At 47.1% G+C, this 17,562-nt stretch carries 18 protein-coding genes and 1 riboswitch; of the genes, 7 read left to right on the top strand and 11 right to left on the bottom strand.

All coding sequences use genetic code 11. The features are described from left to right. Nucleotides 1-351: 351 nt before the first annotated feature. Together cax and V1499_RS02915 are read right to left on the bottom strand one after the other, a co-directional pair. The gene (gene cax / locus V1499_RS02920) at nt 352-1,395 is read right to left on the bottom strand and encodes a calcium/proton exchanger (protein ID WP_409276211.1); all 1,044 of its coding nucleotides are present in this window, start codon (nt 1,393-1,395) and stop codon (nt 352-354) included. 79 nt (nt 1,396-1,474) lie between these two features. After that, nucleotides 1,475-1,867 (bottom strand): OsmC family protein, encoded by a 393-nt coding sequence (locus V1499_RS02915; RefSeq protein ID WP_409273657.1) that lies wholly within the window; start codon nt 1,865-1,867, stop codon nt 1,475-1,477. Between the two features lie 153 nt (nt 1,868-2,020). On the opposite strand from V1499_RS02915, the gene V1499_RS02910 reads away from it, so the two are divergent. After that, nucleotides 2,021-3,208, top strand: coding sequence for an MFS transporter (locus V1499_RS02910; protein ID WP_409273656.1), 1,188 nt, complete (start codon nt 2,021-2,023; stop codon nt 3,206-3,208). A gap of 185 nt (nt 3,209-3,393) precedes the next feature. Continuing rightward, entirely contained in the window at nt 3,394-5,307 is a 1,914-nt protein-coding gene (locus V1499_RS02905) for a heavy metal translocating P-type ATPase (RefSeq protein WP_409273654.1), read from the top strand. A 252-nt stretch (nt 5,308-5,559) separates the two neighbouring features. On the opposite strand, the gene V1499_RS02900 is transcribed toward V1499_RS02905, so the two are convergent. Further along, on the bottom strand, nt 5,560-6,378 hold the full coding sequence (locus V1499_RS02900; RefSeq protein WP_316570392.1) for a YihY/virulence factor BrkB family protein: 819 nt from the start codon (nt 6,376-6,378) through the stop codon (nt 5,560-5,562). Between the two features lie 34 nt (nt 6,379-6,412). Next, nucleotides 6,413-6,853 carry a YtxH domain-containing protein gene (locus V1499_RS02895; RefSeq protein ID WP_409273652.1) on the bottom strand — a complete coding sequence of 147 codons (441 nt, stop codon included), beginning with the start codon at nt 6,851-6,853 and terminating at the stop codon, nt 6,413-6,415. A gap of 234 nt (nt 6,854-7,087) precedes the next feature. On the opposite strand from V1499_RS02895, the gene V1499_RS02890 reads away from it, so the two are divergent. Beyond that, nucleotides 7,088-7,312: a DUF1128 domain-containing protein gene (locus V1499_RS02890; protein ID WP_316570123.1), complete on the top strand. Its 225-nt coding sequence runs from the start codon at nt 7,088-7,090 to the stop codon at nt 7,310-7,312. A gap of 107 nt (nt 7,313-7,419) precedes the next feature. Here the strand turns inward: V1499_RS02890 and map are convergent, their stop codons facing one another. Further along, on the bottom strand, nt 7,420-8,169 hold the full coding sequence (gene map / locus V1499_RS02885) for a type I methionyl aminopeptidase (protein ID WP_409273649.1): 750 nt from the start codon (nt 8,167-8,169) through the stop codon (nt 7,420-7,422). Between the two features lie 268 nt (nt 8,170-8,437). After that, entirely contained in the window at nt 8,438-8,944 is a 507-nt protein-coding gene (locus tag V1499_RS02880) for a type 1 glutamine amidotransferase domain-containing protein (RefSeq protein WP_409276210.1), read from the bottom strand. Between the two features lie 272 nt (nt 8,945-9,216). On the opposite strand from V1499_RS02880, the gene V1499_RS02875 reads away from it, so the two are divergent. Further along, nucleotides 9,217-9,549: a helix-turn-helix domain-containing protein gene (locus V1499_RS02875; protein WP_316570120.1), complete on the top strand. Its 333-nt coding sequence runs from the start codon at nt 9,217-9,219 to the stop codon at nt 9,547-9,549. Between the two features lie 279 nt (nt 9,550-9,828). On the opposite strand, the gene V1499_RS02870 is transcribed toward V1499_RS02875, so the two are convergent. Then, a complete protein-coding gene (locus V1499_RS02870; protein ID WP_409273647.1) occupies nt 9,829-9,966 on the bottom strand; it encodes an anti-repressor SinI family protein in 138 nt (45 codons plus the stop codon). A 30-nt stretch (nt 9,967-9,996) separates the two neighbouring features. Then, a riboswitch (cyclic di-GMP riboswitch) is annotated at nt 9,997-10,085 on the bottom strand. 425 nt (nt 10,086-10,510) lie between these two features. Here V1499_RS02870 and V1499_RS02865 point away from each other — a divergent pair. Further along, nucleotides 10,511-10,678 carry a hypothetical protein gene (locus V1499_RS02865; RefSeq protein ID WP_409273646.1) on the top strand — a complete coding sequence of 56 codons (168 nt, stop codon included), beginning with the start codon at nt 10,511-10,513 and terminating at the stop codon, nt 10,676-10,678. A 49-nt stretch (nt 10,679-10,727) separates the two neighbouring features. Here V1499_RS02865 and V1499_RS02860 read toward each other — a convergent pair whose 3' ends face one another. Beyond that, nucleotides 10,728-11,102, bottom strand: coding sequence for a DUF1992 domain-containing protein (locus V1499_RS02860; RefSeq protein ID WP_409273644.1), 375 nt, complete (start codon nt 11,100-11,102; stop codon nt 10,728-10,730). A gap of 179 nt (nt 11,103-11,281) precedes the next feature. Here V1499_RS02860 and V1499_RS02855 point away from each other — a divergent pair, with 179 nt between their 5' ends. Continuing rightward, complete coding sequence (locus V1499_RS02855; protein WP_316570116.1) at nt 11,282-11,455, top strand: hypothetical protein; 174 nt, start codon at nt 11,282-11,284, stop codon at nt 11,453-11,455. Nucleotides 11,456-11,539: 84 nt separating this feature from the next. Here the strand turns inward: V1499_RS02855 and hutH are convergent, their stop codons facing one another. Then, a complete protein-coding gene (gene hutH / locus V1499_RS02850; protein ID WP_409276209.1) occupies nt 11,540-13,057 on the bottom strand; it encodes a histidine ammonia-lyase in 1,518 nt (505 codons plus the stop codon). A 632-nt stretch (nt 13,058-13,689) separates the two neighbouring features. Here hutH and V1499_RS02845 point away from each other — a divergent pair. Then, complete coding sequence (locus V1499_RS02845; protein ID WP_409276208.1) at nt 13,690-15,777, top strand: DNA topoisomerase III; 2,088 nt, start codon at nt 13,690-13,692, stop codon at nt 15,775-15,777. A 62-nt stretch (nt 15,778-15,839) separates the two neighbouring features. Here V1499_RS02845 and V1499_RS02840 read toward each other — a convergent pair whose 3' ends face one another. After that, a complete protein-coding gene (locus V1499_RS02840; protein ID WP_409273642.1) occupies nt 15,840-16,199 on the bottom strand; it encodes a YkvA family protein in 360 nt (119 codons plus the stop codon). Between the two features lie 13 nt (nt 16,200-16,212). Beyond that, the gene (locus V1499_RS02835; protein WP_409273640.1) at nt 16,213-17,424 is read right to left on the bottom strand and encodes a hypothetical protein; all 1,212 of its coding nucleotides are present in this window, start codon (nt 17,422-17,424) and stop codon (nt 16,213-16,215) included. Nucleotides 17,425-17,562: the final 138 nt, after the last annotated feature.

Genomic DNA, 17,562 nt, shown 5'->3' with positions numbered 1-17,562 from the left:
ATTCTCCTTTTTAGTAAAAATAAATGTTCAGAATGTTTACAAAAATTAAATAATGGTGTATACTGACCTTACTTTAATAAAAAGGAGGGCAGGATCAACTCGCTGGCAACTTTCCATAAAAGGAGGCAGGGATACACTAATTTATGTTAACTGAAATTGAATTTACCATATTAAACATGAAGGTTGGTGGTTGTCCCCTAAATAAAAGCGAATTGACCAGAGGACCCTTATCGGCGAGTCAAGTGAACCTTCCATCAGCGGCGGTTTTACGCTATTGGTTGGGTGAATAGTTGGATTAAAGAATGGCTCCGGGCTTCGCGCCCCGAGCCATTTTGTGTTGCCAAGGATTTTTTAAAGCAGAAAGAAGCCGATTCCCATGATAACATAAGCCGCTAGAAGCGTCAGCCCTTCAAACCAGTTTGATTCGCCGTCATTTGAAATAATGACCATTAGCAGGACAGATGAAGCCATTGCGACCAATTCCGGCAGGGTGAAGACGAGCGGCATGGCTTCATTAAATAGAAGCGAAATGAGAACAAGGACTGGAGCGACGAACATCGCGATTTGTAGTGTAGAGCCGATAGCGATTTCAACAGCGATGTCCATTTTGTTTTTCCAGGCAAAAATGAGGGCGGATGCGTGCTCGGCCGCATTACCGACAATCGCCACAATGATCACCCCAATAAACAGCTCCGTCCAGCCGAACGATTCTGCCACCGTTTCAAATGTGTGGACAAGGCTTTCGGAAACATACGCGACTGCAACTGTGGCAAGGGCAAGGATGACGATCGCCTTCATTTTGCTCCATTCCGGTTCTTCCTCATGGCCGCCTCCACCACCGCTATTTTCACTTTGGTAAACCCCTCGGTGGGTAACAAGCTTGAAGAAGAGCGCCGCAAGGTACAACGCAATCAAAATGACGGAAATCCCAACACTTAATGAAATCGTCTTGCCTTCATCCATTCCCATCGAGAACACTTCAGGGATGACGAATGCGACGATGACTGCAAACATCAGCAGCCCGGAGTTATGGCGCGCATCATAGACGTTAAACGTTTGGCGTTTGAACTTAATCCCTCCCAGGAAGAAGGATAGTCCGGCAACAAGCAGCAAGTTCCCAAGGACAGAACCAGTTAGTGAAGCGAGGACCACTCCGGTCAGTCCGGCCTTGAGGGCAAATATCGAAATAATCAGCTCGACCGCGTTCCCGAAGGTAGCGTTCAAAAGCCCGCCTATCCTGGGCCCGGCAATTATCGCTAGGCTTTCGGTCGCCCTGCCCATGTAGCTTGCCAATGCGATGATGGTCAAACAATAAATACCGAACATAATCGTGCTCGGCCAATGCATGAGACTCCCAATAACAGACACAGGAACGCCGACAAAGGTCATAATCATAAAAATCTTGTTAGCCACGATTTTCCCCTCTCAATCCTAGTGCTGATTATAATTCTACCTTTACCCGCGTTCCCTTCATTTATTCTTTATTTATGAGTTCGAACGTTTCCCTGATGTCGATGCTGCCTTGAACGGATTGGGCCATCGAGCAATTTTTCCCGACTAGCTCAATCGCCTTTTGAATTTGCTTCTCATTGAGCCCCTTACCCTTAATAATGAAATGGAGATGAATCGTTTCAATTCTATGTACCTTTTCTGGATTCCGGCCGACTTCCGTGTGGATTTCAATATCCTCGACCTGCAGCCTCTTTTTTTCAAGGATTGTCCTAAGGATCCCCCCGCTGCATACGGCTACGGATGCGGCCATCAGCTGATAGGGACGGAAGCCCGCTTGCTCATTGCCCGATACATCGAGGCGCCCGTACGGCAGCTCTGTATAAAAACCGACTTCTTTCATTTTAAAAATCAACATCTTCACCTCTTCATTTATTTTGCCAAAAGTATCTTGTTTTGAGATTAACTCAAAACGTTTTCGGAGAAAAGTTTTTCATTTCTTGCACTTGCAAAAAGGGGCACGAACAGATACTATCGATTTTGACTATTCTAGTAAATTGAGGTTTTCATCATGAAAAACAGTCCCCCAGCCCATTTTTGGATCCTGGTCAGTACGGTCGGCATCTCCGGGATCTCACAGGGCATGCTGCTTCCACTGATTGCAATCATTTTTGAACAAGACGGGCTCTCTTCCTCCCTGAATGGAATCAACGCAACCGCCCTTTATATTGGAATACTGTTGGCCTCCCCTTTTATGGAGGCGCCGCTCAGAAGATTTGGCTATAAGCCTATCATCCTTGCAGGAGGCTTGAGCGTGGCGGTGGCACTCGCTTTGTTCCCTGTCTGGAAGAGTTTTTGGTTCTGGTTTATGCTACGGTTCCTGATTGGCATCGGTGACCACATGCTCCATTTTGGCGCTCAGACGTGGATTACGGCAGCGTCCCCGGAAAACAGACGAGGCAGAAATGTGTCGCTGTACGGCCTTTTCTTCGGAATTGGCTTTGCGGTCGGGCCCCTTTTGACAAGGCTTGTGGAAATCAATGAAGCGCTTCCTTTCATTGTTTCGTCCGTTCTGTCGATGATTTCGTGGCTGTTCGTCTGGCTTTTGCGGAATGATTCCCCGGATACGGAAGGGGCGGGTTCTGCCGGGTCTTATTTAGGCACCTTTTCCCGTTTCGGGAAGGTTTTAAAAATTGCCTGGGTTTCATTACTGCCCCCGCTTGGGTATGGATTCCTTGAAGCCTCCCTGAATGGGAACTTCCCCGTTTTGGCATTGCGGAATGGGCTTGATATTTCATCCGTATCAATTATCTTGCCCGCATTTTCGATTGGCGGGATCCTTTTCCAGTTTCCGCTCGGTATGCTGAGCGACAAATTCGGAAGGCGGAACGTTCTAATGGGTATTATGCTCAGCGGCTTTATATTCTTTATCGCGGCGGGAATTTTTCATAAAACAGCCCTTGGACTTCTTATTTGCTTCTTTTTAGCTGGTATGGCGGTTGGCACGACGTTCTCGCTTGGAATCAGCTATATGGCGGATTTGCTGCCAAAGCAGCTTCTTCCCGCCGGGAACCTGATGTGCGGAATCTTTTTTAGCTTTGGCAGTATGTCTGGGCCTTTCATAGGCGGACTTGCCATCCAGTATACTGAGGGTGCAACGTTTTTCTATATGATTAGCGTCCTGCTGCTTATCATTTTTGCCTGCCTTTATTTTGTCAAGCAGCCAGGCAGTTCGTTAACAAAAGAGTCTGCTAGGTAAGCCGGTTTCACAATTTCGGGATTATATTCCTATTTTACTTTCCTTCGCATCTACTATATGATAGAATTATTCTAAACTAGAAAACAAACGCTTTATGCTGCTATCGCTTATCGGTGGCAGCTTTCGTCATTTTATAAGGGTATTGATTATGATTCTTTTTCTCAATTAGAAGGAGGTAAGCGAAAATGGAAGCGGAAGCCAGGGTGAATGAACGGCAATCCACCGATGATTCTTTTTTACAAAAAATACTTCCCTATGCGGAATTGATAGCCGCAGCCGTCAGCGGCATCCTCATTCTCGCCGGATGGCTGCTCGGCAAAAATGGCCTTGTGGCCGCGAGTGTAACATCGTATTTGGCGGCATTTCTGATTGGCGGGTTTGCAAAGGCGAAGGAAGGCATAGAAGCGACAATCGAGGATAAAGAACTGAATGTCGAAATGCTGATGGTCTTTGCGGCCATTGGTTCCGCCATCATCGGATACTGGGCGGAAGGCGCGATTTTGATTTTCATCTTCGCGGTCAGCGGCGCCCTTGAAACGTATACGATGAACAAAAGCCATAAGGAAATCTCGTCGCTCATGGAGCTTCAACCTGAAGAGGCCCTCCTGATTACAAGCAGCGGTGAAAGGAAGGTACGGGTATCCGAGCTGGCTGTTGGCGATGCGATTTTGGTAAAGCCCGGTGAACGCGTCCCTGCTGACGGCATAATTGATAAAGGTCAATCGAGCATCGACCAGGCAGCGATTACCGGGGAATCGATTCCGGTTATAAAAGGTTTCCGTGACGAGGTTTTTGCCGGAACGGTGAACTTGACGGGTGCGATTACCGTCAAAGTAACAAAGGCTAGCAACGAAACGCTTTTCCACAAGATTATCCAGCTGGTGCAGTCGGCACAGAGTGAAAAGTCCCCTTCCCAACTGTTCATTGAACGGTTTGAAGGAAGGTATGTAAAAGTGGTCCTGGTGGTTGTGGCTTTGATGATGATCGTTCCGCATTTCGCGCTGGGCTGGAGTTGGCAGGAATCATTTTACCGGGCGATGATCTTGTTGGTCGTAGCCTCGCCATGCGCCCTCGTTGCCTCGATCATGCCAGCGACGTTATCCGCGATTTCAAACGGGGCACGGCATGGAATCCTTGTAAAGGGCGGCGTCCATCTTGAAAATTTAAGCAACCTGAACGCGATTGCTTTTGACAAAACCGGAACGCTGACTAAAGGAAAGCCGGAAGTGACCGAATTCGTGATTGGTGAAGGATTTTCCGAAAGCGACCTGCTCTGGAAAACCGCATCCGTCGAAAACCAGTCCAACCATCCGCTTGCGAAGGCGATTGTTGGTTTTGCAAAAAATCGGTTTGAAAAAGAGATGATCCAGCCGGATAAAATGGAAGATATGCCTGGTTGGGGCATTTCAGCTGAAATTGGCGGCGAGTCTTGGAAAATCGGCAAAGCGGGGTTTATTGGCGAGGGGGCCGCGCTGCTAGGCAGCGAACGGGCTGAACGGCTTGCGGCTCAAGGAAACACGCTTGTGTATATCAGTGTTGATGGCGTTCCTGCCGGGATGCTTGCTCTGAAGGATGTTGTCCGCGAGAAGGCGATGGCGGCCATTGGCGAGCTTGCGCAGGAAGGCGTTTATACGGTGATGCTGACGGGTGACAGCGAAACGACAGCGAAGGCGATTGCCGCGGAGAGCGGAGTCGATGAGTATTTTGCAGAGTGCCTGCCAGAGGAGAAGGTCGACAAGCTGAAAGGGCTCATGAACCGGTTTAACACTGTTGCCATGGTCGGAGACGGAATTAACGACGCGCCCGCACTCGCGACCGCAAACGTCGGGATTGCAATGGGAGAAGGAACGGATGTCGCTCTCGAAACAGCTGATATCGTGTTGATGAAAAATGATCTTCCGAAAATAGCAGAAGCGATTCGGCTGTCGCGCCGGATGAACCGGATTATTAAGCAGAATGTAGTGTTTTCGATTTTGGTTATTATGGTACTGATTGCATCGAATTTTTTACAGGTTCTCGATTTGCCATACGGAGTTATCGGGCACGAAGGAAGCACGATTTTGGTTATTTTAAACAGCTTACGGCTCTTGAGATCTTGAGTTGCTGTTTTTTGGGATTGCGGATTAAAGCAGTTGGCACTGTGTTGCTGGCTGCTTTTATTTCGTTTGGGGGGCGTTTTGTGGGGATGACTAGTAATTTATTGCTTTTCGAGAGAATAGTAAGCGTCTGGCACCTACTATTTTTACAGAAAACAGATATTGATTTTTCACTAGAATCCTCTATAACAGTCAAACATCTAAATTCCAAAAAAATGCCGTACCTTTTTAAGGCACGGCTTTACTTACAGTAAATTAACACTCTTTCGCTTTTTCCGCATAGAACGCGTTGATTTCCCCGCCCAGCAAGATGATGAAACCGGTCAGGTAAAGCCAGATCATCAGGATGATGATTGCCCCGATGCTTCCGTAGGTTGCGGTGTAGTTGCCAAAGTTATTAACATAGAACGAAAATAGAAGGGAAACGACCGTCCAGCCGACTGTGGCAAAAATGGCGCCGGGCACTGCGGATCTGCACCTCATTTTCACATTTGGCGCCACCCAGTACAAGACGGTGAATATGCCAAATAGAATCAGCGCGCTGACAATCCAGCGGAGTGCGGCCCAAATGGCTAGGAATTGTTCACTAAGGCCCAGTTGCGAAAATAAAAACAGCCCAATTGCTTTACCGAATACAGGCAAAGCGAGTGCGACGATAAAGACCGTGATTATTCCAAAGGTCAATACAATTGCCATTCCGCGGGCTACTATGAAAGGCCGGCTCTCCTTTACGTTATATGCTTTATTGAATGCGCGAACAAGTGCGTTGATTCCGTTTGAGGCGGACCAGATTGTCCCGATAATCCCGATTGACAATAGCCCGCCGCTTCTGTTTGCCATTACACTATCAAGGTTTTTTTCAATCAGGACCATTGCCTCCTCCGGTGCGTATTGGCTGATTGCCCCAAGGATATCATGGTGGGGAATCGGCAAATACGGAAGGAGCGTCAAGAGGAAAATCAGCATTGGAAACATCGAGAGTAGAAAGTAATAGGCCAGTTGTGCTGCCAGCCCCGGCAGGTCATCCTCCTGGATGCGGTGCCAAAGCTGTTTAAAGATATTCTTGCTGAACAAACGGCTGACATTCTCGACTCTTTCCTCCAATGCCTCATGTACCAACAGTATCAGCTTCCTTCAGGACTACTTCGCTTAATACCGGCTCGTTGCCATCGCTGTCGTTTTTCATACCGCCTGCCATGGCTGAAACAGTTTCGGGATTGCCGTTGTCCTCTTTTTTCACGAAAGCTTCTTTTGTTTCCTTCAGGATTCCGACGAGTTGTGGAGTCGTGCCGCGCAGCTCATCGACTTTGCCCGCGATATAGGCGATGTCATCATTCATTTGTTCAACAGTGTTTTGGATTTTTTTTGCGGCTTCACGAATTGAATTCGTGATTTCATGTGGATTCTTCATCGCATACGTTAAGTTGCTGGAGGTTTTCTTTGCTCCTTCATATACAGCTTTGCGCGTTTCTTTGTTAAAAAGGCTGATTGCCCCGCCTGCCAATGCCCCCAAGGCTATTGCCTTCCAAAATTTGCTCGTACCTGCCATAAACAATCTCTCCTTCTTCTGCGCGTTTTTCTTATCATTTTTATACTTAAAAAATACGTCCTAACCCGGGTTTCTTTTGGTACTATCCTTCCCGCTTTAGGAAACAGGCAAACATGGGGCCGTCCTCCCGCTTGGCGAAGGAAATCCTTTGAATTGCTGTTTTCCCCTCCGATGTTGACATTTCCCCTTTACCATGGAAAGATGAAACTACGAAAACCAGGAAGGGTGGATAAGATGGATTTATCGAAAAAATCGGCTGAAAACGTTGAGTATATGATTGAAAAAATAAAGGACAAGCTTAAAGTTATGAATTTGGGGGCAATCAAGCCTTCCCACTTCGATGAAAATATGTATGAAGAACTAACCGAAATCTATGAAATGGTCATGCGGAAAAACTCCTTCTCCACAAGCGAAATGCAAGCACTCGCAGAAGAACTTGGCAACCTCCGCAAACAATAAGATGAAATGGGCGGCGCTTCCCAAGAGAGGCGCCATTTTATCATTTAAGGTGCCTGACACCCAAATGGGGAAGAAAATGTTCCACATTGGTGCCTGGCACCTTTTATTTACTCCTGGTTAGTCAGGATGAGCGGGCCGTCTTTTGTGATGGCTATAGTGTGTTCGTATTGGGCGGAGTAGGTGCCGTCTACGGTTCTGGCTGTCCAGCCGTTAGGGTCCATTTTGGTTGCCCATGCGCCGATATTAACCATTGGTTCGATGGTAAAGACCATCCCTTCTTTCAACCTTGCACCTTTGCCTGGCAGCCCGAAGTGTGGAACGTCGGGTTTTTCGTGGATGACAGATCCAATACCGTGGCCAATGAAATCCCGGACAACCGAAAAGCCCTCCTCCTCGACATATTGCTGGATGGCATGGCCGATGTCGCCGATTCTAGATCCTATGACGGACTGTTCGATTCCTTTATAGAGCGCTTCCTTCGTAACATCCATTAGCTTCTGGACTTCATCGCTAACCTTGCCGACAGGATACGTCCAGGCAGAATCGGCAAGCGCCCCGTTCAGGTTGACAACCATATCCACGGTGACAATATCGCCTTCCTTGAGCGGTTCCTTTCGCGGGAACCCATGGCAAACTTCGTCATTAATGCTTGTGCATGTGGCATATTCATATCCCCGGTAACCTTTCTGCTCCGGAGTGGCTCCATGTTTTTTTAAAAATTGTTCCGTAAATTGGTCAATCTCCCATGTTGTTATGCCAGGTTTGATTATGCCTGCCAACTCTTTGTGGCAAGCGGCTAAAACCTCTCCTGCCTTTTTCATCATGGCGATTTCCCTTGGTGATTTGAGGACAATCATGTATTTCCCGCCTTTTTGCAAAATTCATTTTCTCGTTTACTATATGCTGTCACGATAAAATGCTCTCATCCTTTATAGTATCTCTCTTTTCCTCTTTTTCAAAGCGGCTTGTTTATGGTGGAAGCCACTAATTTACAAACCTTCTGGCTATCAGCACAAGCCGGTGGTTGATGGCATTATTATTGCAAGAGCTTTCCTTCGCAAACAAAAAGGCTGTGCCGCACTTTTGCCGGCTACAGCCTCAGGATTAAATAGGGGGTAAAACCAATTATGCTTCCAATAGTTTAGTTGATTCTTTAATAAAGGCCGGAATGTCATCAGGTGTACGGCTTGTAACGAGCTGATCGCCGCAGACAACAACTTCTTCATCCTTATAGGTAGCCCCGGCGTTTTCCAGATCGACCTTGATGGATTTATAGCCGGTTACGTTTCGTCCGTCAAGCGTCTTCGCGGTGATAAGCAGTTGCGGACCGTGGCAAATGGCGAAAACAGGTTTGTTTTCATCCATGAAATGTTTGGAAAATTGGACGAAGCGGTCATCTGCCCGGAGGATGTCGGGCGAGAAACCGCCTGGTAAAAACAAGGCATCATACTCGTCTGGATTGACCTCGTCAATACCGTAGTCAATCGTAATCGTAGCTTCTCCCTGCTTCCCTTCCACTTCCTTCCCTTTTTCGGTCCCAATCGTCAAGACTTCATGTCCGCCTTCGACATAGGCCTTTGCCGGCTCGGTGAATTCGGAGTCTTCAAACATCGATGTAATTAGGCAGGCGATTTTTTTGCCATTGTATGCAGCTCCTTCTCTTGATTTTCAAAATTGCCCATTATTCTCATTCCCTTCGCCTTCCGTAATAAAACCTTAGCCGTCTGTCTGGGCGGGTATCTGGATTTTTTCGTTAATCGGTTTGGAATGCATTAGACTTTTGGATTAATGGGTGGTTTCATTGCGTTGGATTTTTTGATTATTCAGTTTCATGCTATGGTACTTTTATTCTCAATTTGTTATCATGAATGAAAGATATATAATTTCAAGGTGTGTGAACGTTCATGATTGGTGATCGCGTCAAGAAGATTCGTTTGGAAAGAAAAATGTCGTTATCAGAGTTGGCCGAACAGGCGGGGGTTGCTAAATCATATATTAGCTCCCTTGAACGAAATTTGCAGCGGAATCCGTCGATCCAGTTCCTCGAAAAAATCTCGGCTGTGCTGAATGTTCCTGTCGACCACTTGATCCATGATGCGGCAGACAAGGGAGAGTTGGACAGCGACTGGCTGAATCTGGTGAAAGAGGCGATGGAATCGGGGGTTTCGAAGGATCAGTTCCGGGATTTTCTCGAATTTAATAAATGGCGTTTGAACCAGAACAATGATGACAAATAGAAATGCGCAAGCGCCCGTTTAGTGCCGTATGGACTGGAGGGAAACAGCTTCCTGAGTACACTTCCCTGCAGCTTTGCGACGAGCTGAAGACAGCCTCCCCGAATTTACTGTGGCGCAGGAGCACCCTCCCACTGTAAAGGAAACACGAAGAGCGAAAGCGAATCGATGTTGACTTATCGTAGCGAGGGGACCGAAGTACACTAGGCGTTGGGCGCTGGAGCTAGACAAAAACAATCCAATGGGAAATTCCCATTGGATTGTTTTTTTACCTTGGAACTGTCATTTCAATGACACTTTTTCATTCCTGTTTAAGAAATCCCTGACTAACTCCGATTCGAGGCCTATCTCTTTTGCCTCCATGATAAGTGCAATCCACTCCTGATCGAGTCCCTCAAAACCTCTTTCTTTAACTAGCACTTTCTCACCCCTAAAATACGATTTCGTATTCCAGGCAGCCCAGCCGTCAATGCAAAAAACTCTGCAGAAGACCCGAAGCTTTGCGTCCCGCTTTTTCAAACGGTTTGCCTTTTTCTGTTATGTACCTAGGCACGCTCCATGCCGTCTCTACTGTTATAAACATGGACACATACTTAAGTAGTAGTTCTACATCCATTATAGATAGTTCTTTTAGGGGAGGTTGTTACATTTTGTCTTGAAAAAACCATATAATACCAATAAATTCATACAAAAATCTACAGTAAATTTTCAGATAATTCAATTTGATTTAGTTTTTTCTAATTACGCTGGAAAAGGAGTTGGGAAAATGTCGAAACACTAGAGGATAACGATTTATCCGAGGCAATTTTCTTCCGGAATAAAGCGAATTGTGCCGATACTTTTTCACAAAAATGTTGAATAAAAATTTCGAAAAACTTTTTGAATTTTCAGCCAACATTAAATATAATATAAACAACATGAAGATGAGGAAAACAACTGAAGCTTCCAAATAGGAGGGATTGAATTGACCTTAATCCACGTATTAAATTATACAATCCCGATAGCGTTTATGATTTTCTTTGGCTTTTTACTTGATCGAATGTGCAGGCCAGCCCAGGCATCGGAGGAAACGGAAACCCATCGCCAGGACCAGGCTGGTGATCAGCCTATTGAAATTCGCAACGGGGTATAGGAAATGGATTGGGACCTGCCGGCAATGGCAGGTCCCCTTTAATTTATGGTTATGTGAGTTTTCTTATAACCTTATCCCCGTAGTTTTTAAAAACGGAGGAGTTTGTTTTGGCGCCGCGTTTGGCCATCATGCTATTGTACCTGAGAAGCTTTTGATTAAGCTTCTTTTGCATGGAAGCACGCTCGGCATCATCCGTACATTGGGCGATCATGCTTTCAAGCGAGACCATTTCCTGGCGCAGAGATTTTGCTTCTTCCGTATATCCTGCATTCTTCAGGACACGGTAAGCCATTCGCAATTCATCGGGTATACCTGCCAGGTCATCCTGCGGAAGCGGTTTGCCGAAGCCGGGTAAATCTTCGAATTCACCATTATCATATGCTTTTTTAATCCGGTCTTCTGAAATGATTTGAAAATAATCCACCCTGTTTCCTCCTCATATGGGAATGTGTATGGATGCGCGTGCTGTCCTTATAAGTATACCATTTTTCCACTATGATGAGCGAGTAAACCCTTTAGCCAATCGAGGTTCTTTTTCATAAACAAACAATTGCAGGGGAAACTAACCTCGTTAAGACAGTTGAATGTGAAAGGAGTGCCAATATGGGCCGCGGCAAACAATTTGAGCACAAAAAGAAAGGGCATCCTGGCGAGTTCCCGAAGGATAGCCTGACCGAAAAGCATGTAAAGGAAGCAATTGGCGATGAGGAGTTCCTGGTCGTTAGGGAGGCATTTAAAAACCGCGTGGAGCGCGGGGACGGAAACAGGTTCCATTAGTAATCCATGGTTGGAGCAGTTATACATAAAAAACGGTTCAGCCGCAATTTTGGCGGAACCGTTTTTTTCATTTTTCGGAGTTGCTCACACCTGCTCCTCTTTAGGCAACAAAACCGTCGTAAGCTCCTTTTGCTTCAGCCAGCTTGCTGCGTCTTCAATATCTTTTGAAAAAACACGGTCATGGGTGATGCTTGGGACGATTTCCCTTGCTTCGTCATACATTTTTCGCGTTGCGGAGGCCAGTTTTTCAGGTCCGCGGCATTCAGCCGCCTGGAGCGCGCAAATGAGTTCGATTGCCAGGACCCTTCTAGCGTTTTGGACGATTTGCCAAGCGTGGCGGGCTGCAATTGTTCCCATTGATACATGGTCCTCCTGGTTCGCGGATGACGGAATCGAATCGACACTTGCCGGATGGGCCAGCGTTTTATTTTCCGAAACGAGTGAGGCCGCTGCGTATTGCATGATCATTGCCCCTGACTGCAGGCCTGGTTCCGGGCTTAGGAACGGCGGCAAGTCATTCAGCTGCGGATTGACGAGGCGCTCGATGCGGCGCTCGGATATATTCGCAAGTTCGGCAACGGCGATCTTCATAAAATCCATCGCAAGCGCTATTGGCTGGCCATGGAAATTTCCGCCCGAAACGATCATCTCGCCATCATGGAAAATAAGCGGGTTGTCGGTCGCCGCGTTCAGTTCGATTTCGAGTTTTTCACGTACATAATCCAATGCCTGCCAGGATGCTCCGTGAACCTGCGGTATGCAGCGAAGGCTGTAGGCATCCTGCACGCGCAGCTCCCCTTGTTTCGTTGTCAGCTGGCTGTCATGCAGGTATTTTCGGATTCTTGCGGCTGTTTCGATTTGCTGCGAGTATCCCCTTGCCTGATGGATTTCATCGGCGAATGCATCAATAATTCCAGTCAGACCTTCAATCGTCATGCTTGCAATCAGTTCACTTTGGAAGGCAAGCTGCTCTGCTTCAAGATAGCCGACTGCTCCCATCGCAGTCATCGCCTGTGTTCCATTAATAAGGGCAAGCCCCTCTTTTGCCTCAAGTGTGATTGGCATAATCCCTTCCTGCTGAAGCGCAGAGGCAGCGTCCATCCTGATTCCTTTGTAAAAAGCCTCCCCTTCCCCAATCAAGACAAGCGCCAAATGGGATAACGGGGCAAGGTCCCCGCTCGCGCCGAGTGACCCTTGCTGTGGAATGACAGGGATGATATCTGTATTTACAAGATCAATAAGCCTTTCAATAACGACTGGCCTAACTCCTGAGTAACCTTTCAGCAATGCATTCGCCCTTAGCAGAACCATCGCTTTTGAAACAACCTCAGGGAATGGTTCGCCAACGCCGCATGCATGCGAACGAATCAGGTTCAGCTGCAAATCCCGGACATTGGCAGCATCAATCAGCACATCGCTAAATTTGCCAAATCCGGTATTGATTCCATAAACGACTTTCTTTTCGGCGACAATCCGCTCGACAGCCTGCCTACTTTTCTCCACTTTCTCCATGCTTTCCTTTGATGCGGCCACGTACGCCCCGTTATAAAGGACTTCCTTTACCTCCGAGAGCGTCAATGTGTTCCCTGTTAATGTAACCATCATTCTCACCTCTACCAATTTAGCAGGATAAAGAAAAAGGCTGGACGTCCAAACCGGTTAAGATTTGGGGTCCAGCCTTTTGTATATGCCTGCATCATGTTTTATTTTCATCGGAATCAGCCCTTGTTTTCCCCACTCTTAACGGGCAGTAAGCCCCGCACCAAGAAATAGGGAATTAATTAATAATATAGTCGGGCTCAACTGCCCATAAAGGTCCGATAAGTGAACTAAGATTTTTCTTAGGGCTTCAGCCCTTAGAAAAATCAATCGGGCTCTGCGCGACTAACCATCAGTGGGTTATGGCATTCCACTGATACAAGGTTCACTTTATCAGAAAATAACGATAATTACTTTTATTGTATTCGTGCCTGGAAGCGGTGTCAACGGAAAGTTTCAGGCTACGGCCTTGGTGAACTATTTTGAAGGATTTGAAAAAGTTTTGGCGTGCATCAATAATTTTATCCTGATCTGAGTGATTATCTGGATATTCCGTGCTGTTATACATGGAGCACTATGGCTGGCGGGCGCTTCCATTCCTCCTGTTTTTAAAAATGGCTCATTTTCCGGTATACTTGTAAAAGGCCAACCCGGCTTGCCGGGAGAAGACAGGCTTAATGAAAGGATTGAATGCTGTGAAATCATTGGTACTTGCCGAGAAACCAAGCGTGGGGCGCGAAATTGCCCGGGTACTTGGATGCAGGCAATCATCTAAAAGCTATATTGAAGGCGATAAATACATTGTGACATGGGCGCTCGGCCACCTGGTGGAATTGAAGATGCCTGAGCATTACGATACAAAATTCAAGAACTGGAATCTTGAGGACTTACCGATAATACCGGATAAAATGGGCATCAAGGTCATGAAGCAGACGAGCCACCAGTTCCGGGCGATCGAGAACCTTGCCAAGAGGAAGGATGTCGGCGAAGTCATCATCGCGACGGATGCCGGGCGTGAAGGAGAGCTGGTCGCACGCTGGATTCTTGAAAAAATTCATTGGAAAAAGCCAGTCAAGCGTCTGTGGATTTCTTCCCAAACGGACAAGGCGATCAAGGACGGATTCCGACAGCTTAAGCCCGGATCGCAGTTCGAAAGTCTGTATGAATCAGCCGTCTGCCGCGCGGAGGCAGACTGGCTGATTGGCCTGAATGTAACCCGGGCCCTGACAACGAAATACCAGGATCCCCTTTCCGCTGGCCGCGTCCAGACGCCGACACTGGCAATGGTATTGGAACGCGAAGAACAGATTCAAAAGTTTCAGCCGAAGGAATACTGGACAATTTCCCTTTCTGCCGGCCCGCTCTCGCTTGAATGGGAAAAGAAAGGCGAAAAACGCATATTTGATAAAGCGAAAGCCGAAGAGATTGTTGGCAAAGTGAAAAACTCAGAAGCGACTGTTGTAAAAATTGAACGGAAAACAAAATCCGAGCCGCAGCCGATGCCTTATGATTTAACGGAACTGCAGCGGGACGCCAATAAGCGTTTTGGCTTTTCCGCCAAAAAGACGCTGAATACGATGCAGCGCCTATACGAGCAATATAAATTGGTTACGTATCCCCGTACCGACTCCCGCTATCTCACAACCGATATGGAGGCGACGATGGCCGACCGTCTAGGCGCCATTGCTGGTGCTTACAAGGACGAGGCAAAGCCTGTTTTAGGAAAAGGCCAGGTTCTCGCCAAGCGTGTTTTCAACAATGCCAAGGTGACCGACCACCATGCGATTATCCCGACCGAGGAGCGCCCGAACCTGTCCGAGCTCGATTCGGATGAGCGGAAAATTTATGACCTTATCGTCCGCCGTTTCCTCGCGCTCTTCTACCCAGCGTATGAGTACGAAACCATTTCGTTTGAAGTGGCGGCCGCCGGCGCATCGTTCACAGCCAGGGAGACTTTTACGATTAGTCCGGGCTTCAAAAAGGTTCTCGGCAAGGAAGAAACTGTTCCTCTAAAGCCAGCCGTCGCCGCACTAAAGGAGGGCCAGGCACTGACGGTATCCTCCGCAACCATAAATCAGAAATGGACCGAGCCGCCTGCCCGCTTCGCAGAGTCCGATATTCTTGGGCAGATGGAAAAATTCGGCCTGGGTACACCAGCAACACGCGCTGAAATCATCGAGAGGATCGTTGAAACGGAAGTCGTCGATAGGCAGAATGGCCGCCTCCACCCTACCCAAAAAGGAAAGCAGCTGATCGAGCTTGTCAACGATGATTTGAAATCACCCGAGCTGACAGCCAAATGGGAAGAAGAACTTGAGAAAATCGCGAAGGGAAAAGGCGATGCGAAAGCATTTGGCCGGAGAATTCGCGAGCAGACGAAGCGGCTCGTTTCTGAAATCAAAACGAGCGACAAATCGTACCGCCCCCCGAACCTGACCGGTTCGAAATGCCCTGAATGCGACTCGTTCCTGAAGGAGCGGAACACGAAGGAAGGCAAGGTTCTTGTCTGCTCAAGCCTCGACTGCTCATACCGGAAGCGGAAGGATCCAAAGCTATCGAACCGTCGCTGCCCGCAATGCCATAAGAAAATGGAAATCCATAATGGCAAAGCCGGTACCTACTTCCAGTGCCGCCCATGCAACGTCGTTGAAAAAGCCGAAGAAAAGAAAAAAGCCGTCAACAAGCGCGAGGAGAAAAAGCTTGTCCAGAAATACACCCAAAAGGAAGATTTCGGAACAAGCCTCGGGGACCTGCTTAAAAAAGCTTTAGAGAAAGAAGACTAAGTTCTTTATGAAGACCGTTTTGGCGGGGGTTCCCTTTCGAAACGGTCTTTACATTCCACCAATTACCATAGAATAGCGAATACTGCTGCAATTCCCACAATCCATACCAAGATGATAACGGCCGCCCCAAGCTTGCTGACCGGCCTTTTTGCGTTTTCTGCCTTTACGGCTGCTTCTCGTCGGACTTCAGCTGGTATTAGTTTTAGGGCAAGCCAAATTCCAATTGGAAGCAGAATGACGTCGTCGAGGTATCCGAGCACTGGGATAAAGTCGGGAATGACATCGATTGGGCTAAGCGCATAAGCGGCAACCATGGCAGCCACAAGCTTCGCATGCCAAGGCATCCGGGGATCTCGGACCGCGTAGTAAAGGATCATGATCTGTTTTTTAAGCTGCCTTGCCCATTGCTTCAATTTTTGCATACATTTTTCACACCTATTCTTCGGGGTACAGGTAAAAAATATCTCCCTGTTTTTTGTATGTCCCTTTTATTTCACCGATGCCGTCTAGGATGAGCGATTCCTTCGTTTCAACGGGCATGGTTTCTAGGATTAGATGCAGCTCTTTCATCTGCCGGTAATCCTTTTTAATAAATGCTACCACGGGCTGCTTGATAAGATATTCCACTTGGCTAATGGACACTTTAAGGTAATGCTTATGCAGCAGTTTGTCCCCGTGGCGGATGATGTTCATAGGGTCGATTCCTTTGGTTGTTAGTTCTCCTGATATGCATACCCGGGTTCCGGGCTTTTTATAAAACTCATCAAAACTCTGTTCCCTTTTTTCAATAATCTCCCTGACAATATTCCGGCTCTCCCCACCTAAAGACAACTTCACTTCAGGAAGGTCCAGCCCCTGGCCGTATAAGGCTTCTTTTAAAATAGCATACAAGGTTTTATCAGTTTCCATAAAAGATTCCTTCCAAGCTGGAGCTACTTCATCAAGGATCAATGATAAAAAAATTCCGGTATAATAGCAGCTTCTGCGCAAATGAATGGAAGAATCATAGGGGTCCACAAGGAAGGCCGCATAGGAATCGAGAATTTTTCCAAAAGAAAGCGGGCTTACGAGTGATTTTGCCTTTGCCTCAATATAAATGGCCGGCCCCTCGACCGTTTCTATCCTGTTTTCGTATTCGAGCGCTTCCCCAATCAATTCCGCCCGTTTCTCTCTCAACGCTATAAACCGGCCGAGGTCATGATTCATTTGTTCTCGGCTGTTGGCTATGAACGCATCATGCAAAGCTTTCCTCTCCTGATTCCTCGCCTCGACATTTTCCTCCAGGATGGGATACATAATTCCGAGAAGCTCATTCGGGAACCGTTTTTCCCCTTTTATATATTGGTATCCATGGAATAATTCGTGGACCAGGGTGGAGTACAATCCTTCATAATCGTTATGGAGAGACAGATTCGCTATCGCAGTTGGATGCCCTTCAAAAAGAATCAAAGTTTCAGCGATAAAAGAATCGGTGCGGGCTAACACACAGTACGGTTTTTCGCTTCCGGCCGGATAGTTAGGATGGTTGAATAAATAAACCAGCTTTTCATCATATAGCGCAAACGCCACATACCGAAAGCCAGGCCACATTTCTTCCGGGCTGATTTTCATCATATCTTCGGCAATCCTGTCAATCATGTTTTCCATGGATGCTCCCCCTTTTGTTTCGTTCGACTGTATAGTTCGGTATTCTTCATGAGAAAACCTTTCTTATCTACAAGGATATTAAAAACAGCTTGCTTTCTTTCTTGGAAATTCTTCCTTCAGGGTAGTATGATTAAAAAG

Origin of the sequence: Neobacillus oceani, from assembly GCF_046237595.1 — a bacterium.
Classification (GTDB): domain Bacteria; phylum Bacillota; class Bacilli; order Bacillales; family Cytobacillaceae; genus Bacillus_D; species Bacillus_D oceani.
This window is presented reverse-complemented; position numbering and strand designations above follow the sequence as displayed.

Excerpts from the sequence above, each read along its gene's own strand:
- cax (WP_409276211.1), bottom strand. The coding sequence starts at position 1,395 with ATGATTATGACCTTTGTCGGCGTTCCTGTGTCTGTTATTGGGAGTCTC.
- V1499_RS02915 (WP_409273657.1), bottom strand. The coding sequence starts at position 1,867 with ATGTTGATTTTTAAAATGAAAGAAGTCGGTTTTTATACAGAGCTGCCG.
- V1499_RS02910 (WP_409273656.1), top strand. The coding sequence starts at position 2,021 with ATGAAAAACAGTCCCCCAGCCCATTTTTGGATCCTGGTCAGTACGGTC.
- V1499_RS02905 (WP_409273654.1), top strand. The coding sequence starts at position 3,394 with ATGGAAGCGGAAGCCAGGGTGAATGAACGGCAATCCACCGATGATTCT.
- V1499_RS02895 (WP_409273652.1), bottom strand. The coding sequence starts at position 6,853 with ATGGCAGGTACGAGCAAATTTTGGAAGGCAATAGCCTTGGGGGCATTG.
- V1499_RS02890 (WP_316570123.1), top strand. The coding sequence starts at position 7,088 with ATGGATTTATCGAAAAAATCGGCTGAAAACGTTGAGTATATGATTGAA.
- map (WP_409273649.1), bottom strand. The coding sequence starts at position 8,169 with ATGATTGTCCTCAAATCACCAAGGGAAATCGCCATGATGAAAAAGGCA.
- V1499_RS02875 (WP_316570120.1), top strand. The coding sequence starts at position 9,217 with ATGATTGGTGATCGCGTCAAGAAGATTCGTTTGGAAAGAAAAATGTCG.
- V1499_RS02855 (WP_316570116.1), top strand. The coding sequence starts at position 11,282 with ATGGGCCGCGGCAAACAATTTGAGCACAAAAAGAAAGGGCATCCTGGC.
- hutH (WP_409276209.1), bottom strand. The coding sequence starts at position 13,057 with ATGGTTACATTAACAGGGAACACATTGACGCTCTCGGAGGTAAAGGAA.
- V1499_RS02840 (WP_409273642.1), bottom strand. The coding sequence starts at position 16,199 with ATGCAAAAATTGAAGCAATGGGCAAGGCAGCTTAAAAAACAGATCATG.
- V1499_RS02835 (WP_409273640.1), bottom strand. The coding sequence starts at position 17,424 with ATGGAAAACATGATTGACAGGATTGCCGAAGATATGATGAAAATCAGC.